Source organism: Streptomyces sp. NPDC059456, assembly GCF_042750055.1.
In the GTDB taxonomy this organism is placed as follows: Bacteria; Actinomycetota; Actinomycetes; order Streptomycetales; family Streptomycetaceae; genus Streptomyces.
In genome coordinates this window covers 1-3,151 of the sequence record NZ_JBHYVA010000852.1, presented here as the reverse complement: position 1 = coordinate 3,151, position 3,151 = coordinate 1, and the positions used below count along the sequence as shown (strand labels likewise).

Annotated in this window: 1 pseudogene; it reads right to left on the bottom strand. The window is 67.3% G+C overall.

What is annotated here, in order from left to right:
• A pseudogene (locus ACFXA3_RS39545) lies at positions 1-3,151 on the bottom strand (amino acid adenylation domain-containing protein); the annotation flags it as partial.

The window sequence follows — 3,151 nt, the reverse complement described above, 5'->3', positions numbered from 1 at the left end:
TGCGAGGCGACAGCGGGGCGCGGGTAGTCCACCGGCAGCTCCAACTGCTCCGGAAGACCGGCCAGGGCTTCCTTCCAGTAGGCGACCTGCGCCGCGATCACGCTGTCCGGGTCGTCCTCGTCGCCGAGGACCTCACGCTGCCACAGCGTGTAGTCCGCGTACTGCACCTCAAGTTCTTCCCAGGCCGGGGCCCGCCCCTGGCACCGGGCTGTATACGCCTGCGAAAGGTCCCGGGCCAGCGGCGCCATCGACCAGCCGTCCGCCGCGATGTGATGGACCACCATCACCAACACCCACTCATCCAGGGCGTCCGTGACCTCCAGCAGGCTCACCCGCCACGGAAGATCCCGCTCCAGATCGAACCCGGCACCCGTCACCTGCGCCACCACGGCCGCAACGTCACCAGCCGACACAGACTCCACGACGGCATCGGGAATCCCCGCGGCGCCCTGCCGGATCTCCTGCCGCGGCTCGCCGTCCACCTGCGGGAACACCGTCCGCAGACTCTCGTGCCGGCCCGCGACGTCCGCCAGCGCAGCCCGCAGCGCCTCCACGTCCAGCGCGCCGGTCAGACGCAGCACGAGCGGAATGTTGTACGTCGCCGACGCACCTTCGAGCTGACCCAGGAACCACAGACGACGCTGCGCGAACGACACCGGAATCACAGGTACAACCTTTCGCTTGCTCCCTCACACGGAGGGGGTACACCGCCTGTCCAGGCGGCGGATTGCATGAAGAACCTGCGAGCGGGCGGGGCCGGTGGAGCTTTCCTCAGGCCCCGCCGCTCTCGCCACTCATGTGGAAAGCGGCGTCATTCGCCGTCTTCCGGAAGGGGACGCATCCGTCGCAGCTTGGGACGCGCCTTCGCCGTCGCTGCTGAGGCGAGTTCCGTCGCCAGCAGAGCCACCGTGGGTGCTCCGAACAGCGACCGGACGGTGACTTCCACGCCCAGGGCCATGCGGATCCGCCGTACGAGCCGGGTCGCCAGCAAGGAGTGGCCGCCGAGGTCGAAGAAGCTGTCGTCGATCGTCACCAGCTCCACGCCCAGGACCTCTGCGAAGAGCGCGCACAGGGTCTCCTCCTGTGGTGTCCGCGGTGCCCTCCCCGAACTGTCCGGCTTGTATTCGGGGGCCGGCAGCGCCTTGCGGTCCAGCTTCCCGTTCGGCGTCAACGGCAGAGCGTCCAGCACGACGAAGGCCGACGGCACCATGTAGTCCGGCAGGCTTCGACGGACGTGGCTGCGCAGTTCAGAGGTGACGGCGCTCCACGGCACGTCGTGTGCGGAGGCATCGGGTGTCGGTACGACGTAGGCGGTGAGGCGCTTGTCGCCGGGCTGGTCCTCCCTTACGACGACGGCCACCTGAGCGACCTGCTCATGACCAGCGAGAACCGCTTCGATCTCGCCCGGCTCGATACGGAAACCCCGCACCTTCACCTGACCGTCAGCACGCCCCACGAACTCCAGGACACCATCCGCAGTCCACCGCACCACATCACCCGTGCGATACATCCGCGAACCCGCCACCACCGCGAACGGATCCGCAACGAACCGCTCCGCCGTCAACCCCGCACGACCCACATAACCCCGAGCCACACCCGATCCAGCAACATACAACTCACCCGCCACACCCACCGGCACCGGCGACAAACCCGCATCCAGCACATACACCCGCGTGTTCCACACCGGACGCCCGATCGGCACCGTCACATCACCCGCACGGCACTCCCACAACGTGACATCCACCGTGGTCTCCGTCGGACCGAACGAATTGAACACCCGACGCCCCGAAGCCCACCGCCCGACCAACCCCGCCGACGACGCCTCACCCGCCAACACCAACGTCAGACCCGCAGGAAGAGCACCCTCCCCCAACACCTCCAACACCGCCGGCGGCAACGTCGCATGCGTCACCCCATGACCCACCACGAACCGCGACAACACCTCACCCGCGACCCGCTCCTCCAACAACGGCACCACCAACACCGCACCCGACAACAACGCCATCCAGATCTCCCAGACCGACGTGTCAAAACTCACCGAAGCAAACTGAAGAACCCGGGCACCCAACCCCACACCCAGACCCTCGACCTGCGTCCCCGACAAACTCGCCACACCCACATGCGACACCACCACACCCTTCGGCCGCCCCGTCGAACCCGACGTATAAATCACATACGCCACATGCGCCGGCAACACCGAAGACAAACGATCACCGTCAGACAGGTCTCCGCCGTCCCGGGCCGCCACCGCGTCCTGCACCGAAGGATCATCGAGCAGCAGGTGCCGTACGTCCTCGTCCCGGGGCAGCAGGCTCGCAGTCGCCGCGTCCGTCACAACGAGCACAGGTTCGGCATCCGCGAGCATGTACCCGATCCGGTCCGCCGGGTACTCCGGATCCACCGGCACATAACCCGCACCGCTCTTCAACACCGCAAGCAACGCCACGAACAGCTCGACCGACCGCGGCAAAGCCACCGCCACCAGACGCTCCGGACCGACGCCGCACGCCACCAGATGACGCGCCAGACGATTCGCCCGAGCATTCAACTCCGCATACGACAGCTCAACCCCACCACACACCACCGCCGCCGCATCCGGAGTCCGCAACACCTGCGCCTCGAACAACTCCGGCAACGTCGCACCCGGAACCTCACGAACCGTGTCGTTCCACTCGACCAACACCCGCCGACGCTCATCGACACCGAGGACGTCGATCTCCCGAACCAACTGCCCAGGCTCGGCAACGACGGCTTCCAGCACGTGCAACAGGCGATCTGCAAGCCCTTGGACCGTGGCCTCCGCGAACAGGTCCGTCCGGTAGTCCAGCTGTCCTTCAAGACCTGCGGGCGTCCCGTCGATGCCGTGGGTCTCCCCCAGGCTGAACGACAGGTCGAACTTGGCCACCGCACCCTGGAGCGGTTCCACCTCGGCCCTTACACCGGGGAGGTCGAGCTCGGGTCGGAGGTTGTTCTGGAAGGCGAGCATGACCTGGAAGAGGGGGTGGCGGGCCATGGACCGCGCCGGGTTGAGGATCTCCACCAGTCGCTCGAACGGCACGTCCTGGTGGGCGAACGCCGCCAGGTCCGCCTCCCGGACCCGCTCCACGACCTCCCGGAACGTCGGATCGCCCGAGACGTCGGTCCGCAGGAC